Raw genomic sequence first — 17,509 nt, 5'->3', positions numbered from 1 at the left:
GCCTCCTATTTTAACTTAAATATATTAACATGAAAGGGTATATGACGTCTTCTATTAATTTCTTGTTTACAAGAAATTATCTTTATTATACATTCATTTATACACTTTTTCTGCACTTAATATACAAGCCATTCTTCCTTACATACAGCTTGTTTACCTCTTATCTCTTCTATATCTTCATGAATGTTAGCTAGTTTATACAACATAGAAAAACTCTCTTCCACATAATATTGATGCGCCATTTCATCTTCCCAATAAGTTAATACTATGTAACGAGTTTCATTTTTTAAAGACTTGGCAACTACTCCACCTAACATCCCTTTTGCATTCTCCATTCCTTTATTCCAAATTGTTTCTTGCTTATGTAAAAAATGATTTTCTTTTTCTCCCTTTACATCACATATGGCAACTCTTACGAATGATCCTTCTGTAACAACGTTTTGCAAAGGCTTAGCATTTATATCATACAACGTTTGAAATAGTTCAATTTCACATGAAAGAAACGTATCTTTTTGATTACTATTTAAATAAATTGTATCGTGAGCACCATTCATAAATGATTGATATGCACTTCTATCTTCCCATAAAGTAAATACACATGCCTCATCTTCATTCCATCCACCAAATTGCCCATGAAAACCATCTAAATGTTGTAAATCACGCCATTTTTCTTGAGCAGCCGAAAACATCTCCCTTTTCTTTTCTTCCACTCTGCAAAATATTGTTTTTAGTAACATTTCTAATTCCCCCTCATAATACAATCTCTCTTACAACAATCAGTTTACATAACAAAACTATGGTAACTACAAATTTCTACTTTTGTACAACTAATCATTTTATTAAACTATATCTATCAAACCATCTATCTATTTTCATTTCAAATAATTCGGAATATAAAAAATGTAGCTCTATACGAATTACATCGAAATCTTTTCTCCCTTGTATATCTATTGCTCAAATAAATAATACGTAATTTCTCTCGGATAATGCTATACATTTACCTTTCGTTCCACTTTTTTAAAACTAACTATGCTGGCTCCCATCCACTTGCCTTTATAATAAGCATTACACTTATATATGTATAAACCTCTTCATTATCATCATTAATATGGATTGCTGACATTGGTACTGGAAATTTTTCAATTTTAGATTCTTTGTCTACATAAATGAGTGCAAATAAAGTGAAACTTTAATCATTTTGGGATTCTTCATCCCCCACCTAACTTCTTTGCTTTCGCTGCATTTTGAAGTGGGGGTCTTACTGCCCGTTAATGCGAGATACACCAATTAATAACATACCCGTTACAATATTTAAAACTTGTTTTCTTTTATTCACTTTCACTAAAATTCCCCTTTCTTACATATTCCTTTCATCTTTTTACTAATTTTAATTAGTTACGTATAAAAAAGATGTAATTCAAATCACTTCTAACTTTATTTTCTCTATTTAAAACAACATTATTGTTATATATTATAATTATAAGTTTTTAAATTTTGGAGGCGTTACATATTGAAGAAAATTCTTTTTACTAAATGGACAGTAGTTATTTCTATTTTCATCATTTTCGGTACGATTTTCTACGTAACTAATGGTAAAAATAAAAATGATAATGAAAAAGCAACTGTAGAAACAGTGGATACAAAAACTTTCAAAACTAAATTACAACCTAAAATTAAGGAATTGACTACTAATTATAATGACATTATCGAAAAAGATTGGTTGCCTGCCTGGGAAGAGATGAATACGAACGGAGATTCAGTGGATAGAAATAAACTATTAGTTACAATGAGTGCTGTTTCCAAACAGTATGAAACACTTATGAACGAAATAGACACGATAAAAATCGAAGAAAGCATAACGGATATACATATACAAAAACAACTAATCCAATTCACAACTCAGTTTAAATCCGCATCAAATTACATGAAAAATGCAGCAGATTTAATTATTGATAAATACAATAATTCTACTCCGGCCAATGAAATAATTGAAAATACAAAACAGGCTTTAGGGCTTGCCGATCAACATATTGTCATCGCTTTATCTACTTTAAATGAAGTTAAAGATAAATTAGGAATTTCTAAAAAATAAAACTGTTTACTATTTTAAAATAAAAAAAAAGATTGCAATTCACAGTTTGTCTGTCTATAATATTTTTATTGATTTACATTCAATGTGTATATTAATTTTATAATTCGGATGAACCATTCAGGAGAAGGTCAATTGATCTACCGACGGGGCAAAAAGTTGTAATACCAACTTTGAAACTCTCAGGTCTTGGTTACAAGTAGAACTGCATGGGGACGAATCTCTGGAGAGACTCCCTCTCGCTTTTAATAGCGCGGAGGAAAAAGAGCGCCGAAGGAGCAAATCCGCTATTTTAGCGGATAATCTCTCAGGTAAAAAGGACAGAGACAAGCGAAGGAAAATGCCGATTTGTATCGGTTTATTTTTCTATTCCTTGTTTCTCCAGAGACCATTTCATTTACTTGAAGTGGTTTTTATTTTTTCTAAAAAAGGAGAATAAAGATGGAGACAGTAAGTAAAGTATTAGAACAAATGAATCATTACGTGTGGGGATTACCAACTTTGTTGCTACTCGTTGGTACTGGTATCATTCTCACAGTGCGTTTGAAAGGTTTACAGTTTAGTAAACTATTATACGCTCACAAAATAGCATTTAAAAAGTCAGAAGATACGTCATCTTCTGGAGATATTAGCCACTTCCAAGCACTCATGACAGCTATGGCCGCAACGATTGGTATGGGAAATATCGCCGGTGTTGCAACAGCTGTTACAATTGGTGGTCCTGGTGCAATTTTTTGGATGTGGATTACCGCTTTATTCGGAATGGCAACAAAGTATGCCGAAGCAATTCTAGCAGTGAAATACCGTGTTAGTAATGAGAATGGTGAATATTCAGGTGGACCAATGTATTATTTAGAGCGTGGCTTAGGTAAGAAATGGCTTGCTGTTTTATTCGCTATATTCGGTACAACTGCTTCTTTCGGGATCGGTAATATGGTGCAATCTAACTCAGTTGCAGAGGCAATGCGAATTAATTTCTCTTTCCCCCCTGCTTTAACTGGTATATTAATGTCATTTTTAATCGCTATTGTTATTTTAGGCGGTGTAAAAAAAATCGGGAAAGTAACGGGATTTATCGTTCCTATTAAAGCTTTCTTTTATATAATTGCTGGTCTTATTATTATTTTCTATCACTTTGATCAAATTCCAGAAGCATTTTCACTTATTTTTTCTGGTGCATTTCAAGGTACAGCAGCCGCAGGTGGTTTTATTGGAGCAACAGTCGCATCAGCTATTCAAATCGGAATGGCGCGCGGTGTATTTGCAAACGAAGCTGGTTTAGGTAGTGCTCCTATTGCGGCCGCTGCAGCAAAAACAGATTCACCTGCAAAACAAGCTTTAGTTTCTATGACTGGTACTTTTCTTGATACATTTATCGTCTGTACAATTACAGGACTTGTATTAATTACAACTGGAGCATGGAAATCAGGTAAAACCGGTGTTGAAGCTACAACACTTGCATTCCAATCTGTATTCGGCACCGCTGGTAGTATGATCCTTGGTATTGCCATAATTTTATTCGCCTACTCTACTATTTTAGGCTGGTCATATTACGGTGAGAAATGTGTCGCTTATTTATTTGGAGAAGGTGCTGTTCGATATTATAAAGCAATCTTTATCGTGATGATTGCGATTGGTGCCAATTTAAAACTTGGTATCGTATGGACATTTGCTGATATTGCAAATGGACTTATGGCAATTCCAAACTTAATTGGCCTAATCGGATTAAGTGGTATCGTTGTCGCTGAAACGAATCGTTTTTTACAAGCAGAGAAATTGAAAGAAAACCATAAAAAACAGGCAAGTTAATCTATGAAAAAAGGAATGACTCACACATGATGAGCGTTCCTTTTTTCATCCCCTCTTTTACTTAATTACTATCATTAAAAATATATTTATATCAATATTTACTCCTTTTTATTCCTCCAAAAGTTTTTCACATAAATGTCATAAATCGTATGGTCTAACTATATAGTTGAAAAGGAATGCGATATTAAAGTGTCGCTGAAAAACTCATCCAAGAAAAGGGAGGAAAAATCTTTTGAAAAACAAATTCATTGTTTTCCTATCTATTTTATCATTTATTATTGGTGGTTTCTTCTTTAACACGAATACTTCAAGTGCTGAAACATCATCTACTGATTACGTTCCTAACCAATTAATCGTTAAGTTCAAGCAAAATGCAGCTTTAAATAATGTGCAATCTTTTCATAAATCTGTCGGAGCTAATGTCTTATCTAAAGATGATAAGTTAGGTTTTGAAGTCGTTCAATTTTCAAAAGGTACTGTAAAAGAAAAAATAAAGAGTTATAAAAATAATCCAGATGTGGAATATGCAGAACCGAATTATTACGTTCATGCCTTTTTGACTCCAAACGACCCATATTTTAAAAATCAATATGGATTACAAAAGATTCAAGCTCCACAAGCTTGGGATAGCCAACGAAGTGATCCTGGTGTAAAAGTAGCTATTATTGATACAGGAGTTCAAGGCTCACACCCTGATTTAGCTTCTAAAGTAATTTACGGGCATGATTATGTTGATAACGACAATACATCTGATGATGGTAATGGTCATGGTACACATTGCGCTGGAATTACTGGAGCACTTACGAATAACAGCGTCGGAATTGCTGGTGTTGCCCCGCAGACTTCAATTTATGCTGTCCGCGTATTAGATAATCAAGGAAGTGGTACTCTTGATGCTGTAGCGCAAGGTATTCGAGAAGCTGCTGATTCGGGTGCAAAAGTAATTAGTTTAAGTTTAGGAGCTCCAAATGGTGGTACTGCATTACAACAAGCCGTTCAATATGCATGGAATAAAGGCTCTGTTATAGTTGCAGCTGCTGGAAATGCTGGAAATACAAAAGCTAATTACCCTGCTTATTACAGCGAAGTAATTGCAGTTGCTTCTACAGATCAATCAGATAGAAAATCTTCATTTTCTACTTATGGTAGCTGGGTAGATGTTGCAGCTCCAGGTTCAAATATATATTCAACATATAAAGGGAGCACGTATCAATCATTAAGTGGTACATCTATGGCAACACCTCATGTTGCAGGAGTCGCTGCTCTTTTAGCAAATCAAGGATATAGCAATACACAAATCCGCCAAATTATTGAGTCAACTTCTGATAAAATTAGTGGTACAGGTACGTACTGGAAAAACGGTAGAGTCAATGCATATAAGGCTGTACAATATGCTAAGCAATTACAAGAAAATAAAGCTTCATAAGAAATACAGTGAAACTTTAATTATTGGGGGCTTTGTACATCCCAAATGATTATTTTCCCACACTAATCGGTACTTTATAGGCAGTTCATGCAGGATAAAATAGAAGGAGAGACTTTTACAATTAAAGTCTCTCCTTCTTACAAACTATATTACTCTCCCTCTTTCTGAATCATATGTAAATATAGTACAAAATCCATCATTGTCGATGAATGACCAAGTTGACGGATCATTGCTGTTATATTTCCTCTATGATATGTACCATGATTTACGACGTGTTGCACTAATTCTAAAATTGAAGTATGTAGTGTCCCTGCATATGGATTCTTAATAACAAATTCAGCATGTACATCTTGTTGTGTACTTAGAAATTCTTTATACTGATTAGCCATATTTAAAAACATTTCTTCTAATTCATTTAGCGATTTTGTATCGATTTGTTTTTTTAACTTTTCACGATCTTGTATTGCTTCACTCATACTTCTGCCATGTAATATGTGTAACCACACTTGATCTGTAATATAAATATGCGCAAAAGTATCCTGAATTGACGGAAATACACTCTGTATCTGTTCATTAAAAATTGTCTCATAGTTTGGTAACTCTTTTAGTCGATTGAATAATCTTGTATTCGCCCAAACATGATAATCAAACTGTTTTAACATATAATCTTTCAATTTAAATCTCCTCCTTATTGTATAAAACGAATGTTTTGCTCCTTCATTTCTGATTCTCTATCAGCTTTTACAATCCCTTTTTCTTCAATTTCATGTTTATTTATAGTTTTATATTTTACATACGTATGAAATTCCGTTTTAAATGGATACGGTGTAATTCGAATCGTTTCTTCATCAACCCATTCAGCTTGAATAAGTTTCTCCTCCTTACTATTAAACATTTCTGTTCCTTCAAAACCATCTTTAAATAAATCAATTTCATCTTTCTTTTTGACACCAGGCTTATTCATACATACGTATAAAGAAAGTTCATCACAAAACTTTAATAATCTATAATGTTTATCGAACATCGCAAACTGTTCCTTTGTTAACGTTTTCAAAATTCTTTTTTGTCGTTCTAATTCATGTTTATAAAATGACATCATCTCTTCATCTTCCTCGTTTAGTGGAAATGATAAAAAATGTTTACTACAAAGCAATGCCCCGTATGGATTAGAATTTTCAATTTCATTCAAACCAATCGTATAAAAAACAAAACGTAATGGGCTTGGACAATCCATAAATGTATACGGAATATTTTTAGCATCATTCAAAATTGGTACTTTATCAAGTTCTATCCATCCTCTATCATGTTCATATATTGCATCAATTGTCTCTTTTAAGTATGTTGTATCTTCAAAAAAACATTCTTTTATATGCCTAGCAATCTCTCCAGCCAAAAAACCATGATCATGTTGACGAATTAATATACTCTCTTTCTCACTCTTTTCACGAAAAATCATACGTATATTCCCCCTCATCCTCATACTATTGCTTTTTGTATGCATCAATTCTTAATTAATCCCCAATTATTAGCAGGGATTCAGTCTCTTGCAACGAAATTAACATAACTATATAGTATTCTTTCCAACCATAAAACTAGCTTTATCTTTACTATCCATTATACTAAAACATTCATTCTAAAAAAATTTTTATGAGGTGAAAACATGAATAAAACAGAATTAATTAAAAATGTGGCACAAACAGCTGATATTTCTCAAAAGGATGCTTCTGCAGCTGTACAATCCGTATTTGACACAATTGCTAACGCATTACAATCTGGCGATAAAGTTCAATTAATCGGTTTTGGAACGTTTGAAGTGCGTGAAAGATCTGCTCGTACAGGGCGTAACCCGCAAACTGGGGAAGAAATTCAAATTGCGGCTGGTAAAGTTCCAGCATTTAAAGCAGGTAAAGAATTAAAAGAAGCTGTTAAATAAACAAGAAACCAGCCATTTTATAGGCTGGTTTCTTGTTTATTTCTTATTTAAGCAATTCCTTTATATTTTCTGCATGATACACTTCACAAATATAAAATAAACATTTGCAGTTACTTACAATTTGATATTTTCTAGTTGGATACACATTCGCCGCAACAGAGCATCCATCAAACAATTCGATAATATTTCCAGATGGCTGATATCCTTCATATAATACGTTTCTTCTTACTTCCATTTTTTCTATCAGGTTTTCAACAGGAATAGTTCCACTTTCTAATTCACTTTTTATTGTATCCGGTAAAAAAGAAGTATCCGCAAAAATTAGATTTTCAGATAACACCTTACCTTTATAACTAACATTAGATACACGATAAAGAAATGTTCCGTTTTTATCAAAGAAATTTTTTGCTTCTTTCGGAATGTACTGTCTATCTATTACCTCTTGTTCTAGAACATCAAATTGAACTGTATCATTCAAAAGCTTTTCTAAAGCAAGAATAGATGATGTATCTCCAGAAAATAAAATATTTTTAATTGCTTGTACATTATAAGTGAATTCATTTGTTCTACTTTCCGCCACTAACATGTGGAACACCTCTTCTATAAAATATTTTATTAAACTTATTTATAATTTAATAGCGCTACCGCGTCTAACTGCGTAATTTCAGTTACTTCTTTACTAAATATTGCAATGGAAGCCATATAATCTAAACTAGGCCTTACATCTTCCATCCTTGTATTTTCTGCTAACTCTTGTCTATCCTTAAAAACCAACAATTTAGGAGGATCATTTGGAGCTGATACAGTAATTTCAACTGGTGGAATCAATAGTCCTTCACCTGTCGCTTTCAGCACAGCTTCTTTTCGAGTCCAATACGTTAAAAATCCTTCTAATCGCTGTTCATTAGGTAATTTCATAACTTGTGCTATTTCAATATCTGTTAATACGCCCTCTGCCATTTTCATCACATCTACATTTGGATTCATTTGTTCAACATCAACACCGACAGATGCAGATTTTGTAAATGCAACGACAACCCACTCACCCGAATGTGAAACTGATAATTGTGGCATACCTTCTGGTAATTGCGGCCTACCATGTTGTAACTTACATACTGGGCACAATCGATCAATCGGCACTTGAACTGGCGACATAGAAAGTATCTTTCCAAGAACTAACCTACTAATTACGCAACCTATTATAAAACGTGCACGATCTGCCGAATGATGATATGAATTTGCTTTCTCTTGCTCTACATCATTTAGTAAATTGTAATGCCATGATTGTAAATCTGAAATTCTTGCCCACCATATTTGACAATCATTCTCATTCAAAGTTGGTATAGAATCTACAACTTTACTTTCTATCATGTAAAATCTCCTTTTTACTACTAATATCAATTTCAATTAAAGTAGCATACATATATTGCTATTCATTGACGAGTTCTTTCTCTTTTTGTGATACTGATAACATTTTTTCTTTCTTCTTTGACATTACCTCTTTATCAGAAATACGTAAAGAAAATAGTAATGCTATAAGTAAAAATAGTGCTGATCCAATTAATGCCGCTTGATATGGCAAGAAATCTGATTGTGCGTTATTCTGTACGTTATTACTTCCAAAACCAGACAGTATACTAGCTAAAACAGCAACTCCTATTCCAGATCCTAATCGGTTTTGCACATTGAATATAGTAGTTGCTCTACCCATAGAATGTGGTGTGATATTGTTAAAAGCAGAAAATTGAACTGCACCGACAGACTGCCCTAAGAAAATACCTATGCCAAACAATAATGCCCGTATTTGCCATGGATTCGTATCATGATTTACAAAACTTAATAATACAAATATAACCGCGGTACTTATTAGTCCAATAGAGATTACCTTTCGAGCACCTAATTTCTTATACGTCCATGGTACAACTTGCGAAGAAATCATTAATCCAATCGCCTCTGGGAATGTCGTAAGACCTGATTCCAGCGCAGAAACTCCGATTACATTTTGATACATAAGCGGAAAAACAAAGAGCATTCCAAGTAAACCAGCAGATGAAAACAAGGATATGAGACTCATTTTTCTAAAAACGGGTTCTTTTAATAAGCGTAAATCTAACATCGGTTGCTTTACTTTCAATTCTACTATTATAAACAGTGAAATGAATACAATCCCAGCTATCCCAGTACTTATTATTTCTGGAGAAATCCATCCTTTTGACGGCCCTTGACTGAGTGCATAGATGAGCATCGCAAAACCTGGTGCTGAAAGAACAAAACCGAGAGAATCAAAACGACCAGCTGATTTTTCAATATGCTCTGCTAAAAATAGAAGTCCAAATAGCATCGCAATAATACCAAACGGCAAATTAATATAAAATGCCCAGCGCCAGGACATTTGATCTACAAAGAAACCACCAATAATCGGTCCAATCGCTGGTGCAACAGCAATTGGCAGTACAATAAATCGAGAAATTTTTGGTCTTTCCTCTGGTGAAAATGTTCGGAATAACATCGCCATCCCGACCGGTGTTAAAAGCCCGCCACCAGCACCTTGAATGATACGAAAAATATTTAATGAAGTAATATCATTCGCAATTCCACATAATGCAGATGCAATTGTAAAAACGAAAAGGGCAGTTAAAAATACTCTTTTCGTACCAAAACGATCGCCTAACCAACCAGAAATCGGAAGAAAAACAGCTAAGCTAACTAAATACCCAACATTTACTGTCCCCATTGCAGATGGGGGTACTTGCAGTTCTTTGCTTATCGTTTGCAATGCTACATTCACAATTGTTGCATCCATCGCAGCCATAAACATCGCTGTTATATAAACGATGCTTACAACTACTTTTGGATTTATTTTTACTTTCATTATTGTTTTCCTACTAATATTTTTTCGCTAATTTGATTTTTTTTCGGCTCTAAATCATTCCAGTTTACTTCAACGTATTCTAAGCAAACTGGTCTGCTAGCTTCTTCATGTACGACATTCCATCCAATTGGTACATCGAGAAAGGCAGGCCAGAGAGAATACTGGCCCTCCTCATTCATTAATACTTTATATGTGTAATTATCATTTTCAAATGGATTCGTCATACTCTATTTACCCCTTTCTTATTCTGTAAATATTTCGCTAGCACTTGCCCAATTTCTGTAAGCGGCCCTGGCTGACATAAATCTTTATGTCTACAATCAATATCATGTTGCACGATATCTCCATCTAAATAATTTAGCCATGTATTTGGAGAAATAGGATCAAACCAGTCTGGTATAACAGTAGACCTAAAGAATAAAATATCCCCGTTATAAACTTTCGGTACATATTTCCCTAACAACCCTACTGAATTTACATATGTTTCTTTCAAGTTCAATATAGTCTCTTCTTCAAGACTTGCTAATGCACTTCCATCTTTACGAAGGATTTCAACTGCACTTTCCATTGTAAGTGGTTTACCATCCATGTTGTCTGGGTCATATCCGCCTAAAGCAAGTAATGCGATTAACGCTTCCTCTTCAGTAGGCGCTTCCGTATTCGGTAAGAAGTGTCCAGGATAAGAATCAAGCATAACGAGTAATTCTACTTCTTCTCCTTCATTTTGTAGTTGCGCCGCCATTGCATGCACAACATTTCCTCCAAGCGACCAACCTAATAAACGATATGGTCCATGAGGCTGTACTTCACGAACATGTTTCAAGTAATCCGCCGCCATCTCCTCTAAACTTTTTGGAAGTTCTTCATTTTCAGCGATACCACGTGCTTGTACACCATAGATTGGATAATCTGTTCCTAAAGATTTCATAAGTCCTGCATAGCACCAACTTAATCCACCTGCTGGATGTACACAAAATAGTGGTAATTGATCCCCGCTTGCTCGTAATGGAAGCAACACATCAAGTGCACTTTGACCATTCCCAATCTCAAGCCTTTCAGCAAGCCCCGCAACAGTAGGTGCTGCAAATAAAGTTCCAATATTCAGTTCAACGCCAAGTGCCTCTTTCATACGACTCATAAGCTGCACTGCAAGAAGTGAATGACCACCAAGATCAAAGAATCCATCATCAATTCCAATTTGAGACACACTTAAAACTTCTGTAAACAAGTCACATAACATTTCTTCTTGCGGTGTTCTCGGTCCGCGGCTAGATGATGATGCAATAAACTCTGGAGCTGGCAATGCCTTTCTATCTAATTTACCGTTTGGAGTTAAAGGTAACTCATTTACTACTACAAAAGCGTATGGAACCATATAATCTGGTAAACTACCACTAGCATGCTGACGCATTTCATTCGTATCAATCGTTTCATTATTTGATGCGACGATATAAGCAACTAATCGTTTATCCCCTGGTTGATCCTCCCGGACAATAACGGCCACTTGTTCAACTTTATCGTGTTTCATTATGACCGCTTCTATTTCCCCTAATTCAATTCGGAATCCACGAATTTTAATTTGATGATCTGCACGTCCTATATAATCTAACGTCCCATCTTGACGCCAGCGCGCTAAGTCTCCTGTGCGATACATTCTTGTACCTGGTTTACCAAATGGATCTGCGATAAAACGTTCAGCCGTTAATCCTGCTCTTCCTAAATATCCACGAGCTAGTCCAGCACCTGCAACATACATTTCTCCAACTACTCCTGGTGGCACTGGTTGTAAATAGTTATCTAATACGTATACTTTAAGATCTGGTATACTGCACCCGATTAAACTATTTGCTCGTAAAGAAACGATACTCTCATCTAACTCAATATAACTAACATGTACCGTCGTCTCCGTTATACCGTACATATTAATAAGTTTCGGTGCGTTATGAGGATGACGACTATACCAATCTTCTAATCGACTTAGTTCAAGTGCTTCTCCACCAAAAACAACATATCGTAAAGATAGTTTTTGACCAACCTCTTCATTTTCACGATCTGCTTGCATCAATTGATAGAACGCTGATGGAGTTTGGTTTAAAACAGTAACCTTTTCCTTAACAAGAAGCTGTAAAAATTCTTTCGGCGAGCGACTTACAGTATGTGGTACTACAACTAAACGCCCTCCATATAATAAAGGTCCCCAAATTTCCCAAACCGAGAAATCAAAAGCGTATGAATGGAACATCGTCCACACATCGTCTGCGTCAAATTGGAACCAATGATCGGTTGCTCCTAAAAGTCTTACTACATTTTGATGAGGTATCATAACTCCTTTCGGTCTACCTGTTGAGCCTGACGTATAAATAACGTAAGCAATATGTGAAGGAGATAACGGCTTCAGGCACTCCATTTCATCAATATTGTCTTCACTATATTTCTCAATTTCTTCCATTACGTTCACATCATCAACTAAAATCTTTAGTGACTCATCACATTCAATTTCTACACTTGAATTTGTTAATACACATGATGGTTTCGCATCGTGTAGCATAAATGAAATACGATCTGACGGATAATCTGGATCTAACGGAAGGTATCCGGCACCTGCTTTAAGAACAGCAAGTAAGCTTACAACCATGTTTAATGATCTTGGCATCGCTAAAGCAACGAGTTGATCAGGACCAACCCCTTTTGCTATTAGGAATCGAGCTATTTTATTTGCTTTTCTATTTAACTTTTCATAAGTTAATTTCTTATCTTCAAAGACAACAGCTATAGAATTTGGATTTATATGAGCCTGCTTTTCAAACAATTGTGGCAATGTCATTTCTGGTGCAATTTGAAAACCACCATTCCACTTTTCTAATACTGTATTTTTCTCTGCTACAGTTAATATTTCTAATCTGCCAATTGATTGATTCGGATTTGTAGCTGCATCATCTAATAACAAAATGAATCGTTCTATTAGTTTTTGAACCGTTTCACGTTTATATAAATCGGTACTAAACTCTAGTAATCCATGTAAACCGTTCGGAGTACCATCAACCTCGTTACTCTCACTAATTTCAAATGTTAAATCAAATTTTGCAGAACCAACGCTTTGAATTTCAAGGCTCGCTTCTAAATCTGGTGCATTAAACGTTGCTTCTGGTGTATTTTGAAAAGCCAACATAACTTGAAACAACGGGTGGCTGTTTCGAGTACGTACTGGATTTAACACTTCAACAAGCCTTTCAAATGGAACATCTTGATTTTCATAAGCTGCAAGATTTACCTGCTTCACTCTATTTAATAATTCTTTAAAACTTGGATCTCCTGACGTATTTGTACGTAACACTAATGTATTTACAAATAAACCAACAATATCTGAAAGTACATCATCATTTCTTCCAGCAATCGGACTTCCAATTGGTATATCAGTGCCTGCACCTAATCTTTTAAATAGTGCACTAAGCCCTGCTTGCAATACCATAAACAAACTAACCCCATTTTTACGACCAAGCTCTACTAACCTACTATGCATACCTTCATCTATATGAAAATGAATTGTTTCCCCGCGATAACTCGTTTCCACCGGACGCTGGTAATCTGTAGGCAACTCCATTTGGTCTGGTAAACCTTTAAGTTCTTCTTTCCAAAAATCTAATTGTGTTGAAATAAGACTTTCTGGTGTCGTTTCATCACCTAGCAATTGCTGTTGCCAAAGTGCATAATCTGCGTATTGAACTGGTAGTGTCTCCAGCTGAACTCTGTCACCTTGACATCGTGCTTTATACGCCGCTGTAAAATCTCTCGTTAACGGCTGTAATGACCAGCCATCACCTACAATATGATGTAATAGAATTAATAATACATGTTCGTTTTCACTCACTGTAAAAAGTTGCAAACGAACTGCCGGCTCAAAATCGAGGTTAAAGCTATATCTTACCGCCTCTGAAAGTACACTTTCTAATTCATCTTTACATGTATTAGTTATAACCATTTCTAGATTTAAGTTTTCCATATCTAAAATTTTCTGATAGGAACTACCTAATACGTTAGGGAAAATTGTTCTAAGTGTTTCATGTTTCTCAACTACATCATAAAAAGCACCTTGTAATGCTTGCCGATTCAATATTCCATTCATACGAATGACTAGCGGAATATTATAAGTAGGACTTGGACCTTCTAAACAATTTAAGAACCATAACCTGCGCTGTGCAAATGAAAGTGGAACTTCATTTGGCCTACTTGCTTTCTGAATAGCTGGTCTTGCACTTTTTGCATGGTTTAATTGTTTCGCCAGTTCGGCAACAGTTGGTGATTCAAATAGTTTACCGATTCCTAATTCCACACTTAACGTTTCACGAATTCTTGCCATTAAACGAGATGCGAGAAGTGAATGTCCACCCATTTCAAAGAAATTATCATCAATGTTAATTCGAGAAACACCAAGTACTTCTGCAAATAAATCACATAATATTTCTTCTTTCGGATTTCTAGCAACTCTCTCATTGTTCATTCCATTAAAATCAGGAGCAGGTAATTTCTTTCTGTCAACCTTACCATTTGGCGTTAATGGTAATTCTTCTAGCACAACAAATGCCGATGGTATCATATAATTCGCTAAACTTTCTGAAACATAAGAACGAATTTCTGAAAGATTAATCGGTTCCTTTTCTTCTGCAACGATATACGCAATGATGCGTTTATCATTTGGACGATCTTCTCGTACCATCACTACCGCTTGTTGAATATTTTCATGTCGTTGTAATACCGTTTCAATTTCAGCTAATTCAATTCGAAAACCACGAATTTTTATTTGATGATCTGCGCGACTCATGTACTCTAGCACACCGTCGTTACGCCATTTCACAAGATCACCTGTGCGGTACATAAGCTTCCCTGGTTCTCCATATGGATTTGCAACAAATCGTTCAGCCGTTAACGCAGGTTTTCCTAAATATCCGCTTGCGATTCCTTCTCCTGCAATATATAATTCACCGATAACTTCAGGTGGAACAGGTTGTAATCCTGCATCCAATACATACACTTCTGTATTGCAAATTGGCTTTCCAATAGGTGGTATACCCTTTTCACTTTCATCAATGTTCATGAAAGTAGACCAAATCGTCGTTTCAGTTGGTCCATATAAATTAGTTATTGAGCAACCTAATTCTTTTAATTTATTTGCTAAATACGCAGGAAGAGCTTCACCACCAACAAGCATGTTTAGCCCTTGTAGCTTCTCTGGGTAATCAGTTACTAACGCCTGCCAAAGCGTCGGTGTAGCCTGCATAACGGTCACTCTTTCTTCATGTAAAAGTGTCGTTAATGCAGAAGGCTCTTGTATGTCTTCTTTTTGGGCAATTGTTAAACTTGCACCACTAATAAGAGGTAAATAAATTTCTAGAGCAGAAATATCAAACGCAAACGTTGTAACTGCTAATAAATGATCATTTTCATTTAATGAAAACTTTTGTTGCATAGCCATTAAAAAGTTACTTAAACCTCTCATAGGAACAATTACACCTTTTGGGTTTCCTGTTGAGCCTGAAGTATATATTGTATAGGCTGGGTTTAAAAGTGATACATCATTCTTACATGCTATATTCATACGAGAATATGTATGTAACGCTAGTTTCGTTTCTTCTTCATCTAATACAACTTTTTTCATATCATTTTCTATAACTAACTTAGATGAAACAGATGAATGTGTTATGATACAAACTGGTTTTGCATCATTTACTATATAATTAACTCTTTCTGCTGGGTATTCTGGATCTATTGGTAAATATGCTGCACCAGCTTTTAAGACTGCTAGCATACTAACTACCATTTCTATTGATCTAGGGAATACTAAAGCTACAAACTGGTTTGGTCGTATGCCTTCTTCTACTAAATAATGTGCTAGTTCATTCGCTCGTTCATTTAGCTCTTTATACGTAAGGTTTACACCGTCACAAGTAATTGCTAGTTTATTTGGATTTTTTTGCACTTGTTTTTCAAATGATATAGGTAGACTGATTAACTCATCATCTTCCTTCGTTTCATTCCATTCCAATAAAACTTTATGGTTTTCTTCAGGCAGAGTAATGTTTATTTTTCCAATAGACTCGTTTTTCTCATAATTATTTATTACTAATTCAAATAGATTCATAAATCTTTCTTTATGCAATGCTAGCTCCGCGCCATTATATACTTCGGGATTCGCATCAAAATGAATCATTAACTCCTTTTGATCAAAACGTTTATATACATTTATCGATAAATCATCGACAGGTCCTGCTGATAAGTTATGCGTAATACCACGCTTCCCAGCAAAATTAAGCCCGTAATCAAATGGCATAACATTCACTAACGGTCCAAACAACCTTTGATTTTCACCTAGTAACTTTAAGTCTCTTCTTAATTCCTCATGACGGTATTTATGATGGCGACGTACATCTCGGATTTCTTTAGAAACTTGTTGCAATAATTCCGCAAGAGTTATATTGGGAGTTACTGTAATACGAAGTGGAACTAAATTCATTACCATACTAGGTGTATGAATAGATACAGAACCTAGACGTCCCATCATTGGTAAACCTAAAACAATATCATTTTCACCTGTTAATTTATGCATATAAATACTTGTTACAGCGACAATGAATTCCGGCCAACTTGTTAACGAAATATTGATTTCTTCTAGTAAAGTTTTCGTGCTAGAACTAGATAAATAAGCTGTTTCTCGTGAAAATCCATTTGATGTTCTCGGTGCTCGTTCTGCCAAACTTACAACTTCTGGTTCATCCGCAAATTTTTCTAACCAAAAAGTACGATCTTCCTGAAATTGTTTAGACTCACGATACTCAATATCTTCTTGCACAACTTTTGCAAGAGAACCAAATGGCTTTTCATTCTTGTTTGTTTCTTCTATAAGTGATGTATACTCATTCGCTACCTTTTGGCTAAGAAGTGAAAATCCATAGCCATCCATCACAATGTGATGGATGCGCTGATACCAAAAGAAACGATTATTTTCAACTTGAATAAGTGCTTCAGTAAATAAAGTATCTTTTTTCAAATCGACTGGCATAGATAAATCATTTTTCATCCATACTTTAGCAGCTTCTTCAGGATTTTCTTCTTTACGAACGTCAATAAAATGCATATGAAACTGGGATTTCTCAATAACTTGCCATGGGCCAATTTCATCCTCTTCGAAGCGAACATGAAGTGCTTCTGCTTCCATTACAACTTTACGTACAGCTAATTCAAAAATGTCTTGATGAATATTCCCGTTTATTTCTACATATTCCCCAGTATTATATATCGGATTAAGCGGATCTAATTGTTGCGCAAACCACATACCAGACTGCGCAGATGATAACGAATGACGAATCTTTTGACTGTTAGGCATTC

General features: G+C 35.1%; 12 protein-coding genes and 1 riboswitch. Of the genes, 4 read left to right on the top strand and 8 right to left on the bottom strand.

Annotation, left to right across the window (positions count from 1 at the left end; all coding sequences use genetic code 11):
- Positions 1–116: 116 nt before the first annotated feature.
- Complete coding sequence (locus ACS2MN_RS02290; RefSeq protein ID WP_088055991.1) at positions 117–737, bottom strand: YdbC family protein; 621 nt, start codon at positions 735–737, stop codon at positions 117–119.
- Positions 738–1,510: 773 nt separating this feature from the next.
- Between ACS2MN_RS02290 and ACS2MN_RS02285 the strand changes: the two genes are divergently transcribed.
- The 3 genes from ACS2MN_RS02285 (at position 1,511) to ACS2MN_RS02275 (ending at position 5,324) form a co-directional block, all read left to right on the top strand.
- Complete coding sequence (locus ACS2MN_RS02285) at positions 1,511–2,092, top strand: hypothetical protein (RefSeq protein WP_000721820.1); 582 nt, start codon at positions 1,511–1,513, stop codon at positions 2,090–2,092.
- Positions 2,093–2,302: 210 nt separating this feature from the next.
- Positions 2,303–2,423: riboswitch (glycine riboswitch) on the top strand.
- 107 nt (positions 2,424–2,530) lie between these two features.
- Positions 2,531–3,898 (top strand): alanine/glycine:cation symporter family protein, encoded by a 1,368-nt coding sequence (locus tag ACS2MN_RS02280; protein ID WP_000451042.1) that lies wholly within the window; start codon positions 2,531–2,533, stop codon positions 3,896–3,898.
- 232 nt (positions 3,899–4,130) lie between these two features.
- Complete coding sequence (locus ACS2MN_RS02275; protein ID WP_000790783.1) at positions 4,131–5,324, top strand: S8 family peptidase; 1,194 nt, start codon at positions 4,131–4,133, stop codon at positions 5,322–5,324.
- Between the two features lie 149 nt (positions 5,325–5,473).
- On the opposite strand, the gene ACS2MN_RS02270 is transcribed toward ACS2MN_RS02275, so the two are convergent.
- Positions 5,474–5,998 (bottom strand): DinB family protein, encoded by a 525-nt coding sequence (locus tag ACS2MN_RS02270; protein ID WP_000656396.1) that lies wholly within the window; start codon positions 5,996–5,998, stop codon positions 5,474–5,476.
- Between the two features lie 14 nt (positions 5,999–6,012).
- Positions 6,013–6,780, bottom strand: coding sequence for a DUF3891 family protein (locus tag ACS2MN_RS02265; protein WP_000577311.1), 768 nt, complete (start codon positions 6,778–6,780; stop codon positions 6,013–6,015).
- A 204-nt stretch (positions 6,781–6,984) separates the two neighbouring features.
- On the opposite strand from ACS2MN_RS02265, the gene ACS2MN_RS02260 reads away from it, so the two are divergent.
- On the top strand, positions 6,985–7,257 hold the full coding sequence (locus ACS2MN_RS02260) for an HU family DNA-binding protein (protein ID WP_001043908.1): 273 nt from the start codon (positions 6,985–6,987) through the stop codon (positions 7,255–7,257).
- A 43-nt stretch (positions 7,258–7,300) separates the two neighbouring features.
- Here ACS2MN_RS02260 and ACS2MN_RS02255 read toward each other — a convergent pair whose 3' ends face one another.
- Genes ACS2MN_RS02255 through ACS2MN_RS02235 form a run of 5 tightly spaced genes read right to left on the bottom strand, consistent with a single transcriptional unit; the run spans position 7,301 to position 17,507 of the window.
- The gene (locus tag ACS2MN_RS02255) at positions 7,301–7,843 is read right to left on the bottom strand and encodes a hypothetical protein (protein ID WP_064460041.1); all 543 of its coding nucleotides are present in this window, start codon (positions 7,841–7,843) and stop codon (positions 7,301–7,303) included.
- 35 nt (positions 7,844–7,878) lie between these two features.
- Positions 7,879–8,628, bottom strand: coding sequence for a 4'-phosphopantetheinyl transferase Sfp (sfp, locus tag ACS2MN_RS02250; RefSeq protein WP_000573007.1), 750 nt, complete (start codon positions 8,626–8,628; stop codon positions 7,879–7,881).
- 58 nt (positions 8,629–8,686) lie between these two features.
- On the bottom strand, positions 8,687–10,129 hold the full coding sequence (locus ACS2MN_RS02245) for an MDR family MFS transporter (protein ID WP_346994223.1): 1,443 nt from the start codon (positions 10,127–10,129) through the stop codon (positions 8,687–8,689).
- The gene (locus ACS2MN_RS02240; RefSeq protein ID WP_346994225.1) at positions 10,129–10,353 is read right to left on the bottom strand and encodes an MbtH family protein; all 225 of its coding nucleotides are present in this window, start codon (positions 10,351–10,353) and stop codon (positions 10,129–10,131) included. Before ACS2MN_RS02240 ends, ACS2MN_RS02245 begins: the two co-directional genes overlap by 1 nt.
- On the bottom strand, positions 10,350–17,507 hold the full coding sequence (locus ACS2MN_RS02235; RefSeq protein ID WP_346994226.1) for an amino acid adenylation domain-containing protein: 7,158 nt from the start codon (positions 17,505–17,507) through the stop codon (positions 10,350–10,352). The genes ACS2MN_RS02240 and ACS2MN_RS02235 overlap by 4 nt, the downstream gene beginning before the upstream one ends.
- Between the last annotated feature and the right edge of the window lie 2 nt (positions 17,508–17,509).

It is taken from the genome of Bacillus cereus group sp. BceL062 (assembly GCF_051780025.1).
Lineage (GTDB): Bacteria > Bacillota > Bacilli > Bacillales > Bacillaceae_G > Bacillus_A > Bacillus_A toyonensis.
Note: the sequence above shows the minus strand (reverse complement) of the source record. Positions and strands in the feature narration are given on the sequence as shown.